General features: G+C 54.9%; 1 protein-coding gene and 2 pseudogenes. 2 read left to right on the top strand and 1 reads right to left on the bottom strand.

Annotated features, from left to right (window positions below; genetic code table 11):
• A partial coding sequence (locus AC559G_RS18170; protein WP_498913690.1) for an IS3 family transposase occupies positions 1-96 on the top strand: 96 nt, incomplete at its 5' end.
• Between the two features lie 104 nt (positions 97-200).
• Here the strand turns inward: AC559G_RS18170 and AC559G_RS18175 are convergent.
• A pseudogene (locus AC559G_RS18175) lies at positions 201-418 on the bottom strand (helix-turn-helix domain-containing protein); the annotation flags it as partial.
• Positions 419-585: 167 nt separating this feature from the next.
• Here AC559G_RS18175 and AC559G_RS18180 point away from each other — a divergent pair.
• Positions 586-1219, top strand: a pseudogene (locus AC559G_RS18180) (hypothetical protein); the annotation flags it as partial.

The raw sequence follows: 1219 nt of genomic DNA on the forward strand, positions 1-1219 counted from the left end.
TTCGAGTATATTGAGATAGACTACAATTGGCACCGACGGCATAGTGCCAACGGCGGGCTAAGCCCTGTGCAATTTGAGGAAAGCAACCTCGCTTAAGGCTGTGTCCACCGTTGCTGGGCAAGATCATGATGCTGCCTAGCCATATCAACTATTCCTAACTAGTTATTGTGGTGAGTGGTTGAGGCAGGTTGCCGCCTGTCCTAACTGCGTTCAGTAATCTGTTTAGTCTGGTACTTCAGTATCATCTCACCCGGTAACGCCTTGATAATATGGCGCTCTTCTTCAGGCATCCCGCTGACCGCCTCAAACTGCAGCGCCAAATCTTCAGACGGGCCTCGCTCGTGGTCATCAAACACCAACCCATTCAGCGAGACTGCAGCACCTTAGCCAGCCTGATCGGTGTGTCTAAGGTGGGGCGCCGATCCCTGTTCGCCAGTCCGCGCCTAGGGAAGCATCGCTGATGGAAAACCGGTAATGACAGGAGCGACAAGGCTGTTAAAATCCGTGGGAAAATAACGCAGGGAAAGCGTAATGAAAGCAGCAAGTAAATGGCTGACATGGTTGATTAGCGAGCAGGACAGCGACAACTACGACAGCGTGCAGGAGCAGACGGGTATCTTTGCGGGCCAGGGGGGCGTTGATATCACGGTGGGTGAGCATACGCAGTTGAACGGTGCGGTGATAGGTTCGACGGCCAGTGCGGACAAGAATACACTGGATACCGGCACGCTGGGGTTCAGCGATATCGAGAACAAGGCGGACTACCAGGTGGAACACCAGAGCGTGGGTATCAGCTCGGGCGGTAGCATCGGTGGGCAGTTCGCGGGGAATATGGCGAATGGCCTGCTGACCGGAGTGAACGGCAGCGGCAGCGCGCGTTCGACCACGCAGTCGGCGGTGAGTGAAGGCACGATTATCATTCGCGACCCGGTGAACCAACAGCAAGATGTGGCCGACCTGAGCCGGGATGTTGAGCACGCCAACCAGACGTTAAGCCCGATATTTGATAAGGAGAAAGAGCAGAACCGGTTAAGGGAAGCGCAACTGATAGGGGAGATTGGGAATCAGGTCGCCGATATTGCCAAGACGCAAGGGGATATCAACGGGTTGAAGGCGGCGCAGGCTAAATGGGGCCCTCTGAAAGAGAATGCCAGCGAGGAAGAGCGTAAAGAGTATATGGCGATGCTGCGCAACTCGGATGAATATAAAGCCGAGATGC

The sequence above is a fragment of the Gibbsiella greigii genome, from assembly GCF_039540155.1.
GTDB classification, from domain to species: domain Bacteria; phylum Pseudomonadota; class Gammaproteobacteria; order Enterobacterales; family Enterobacteriaceae; genus Gibbsiella; species Gibbsiella quercinecans.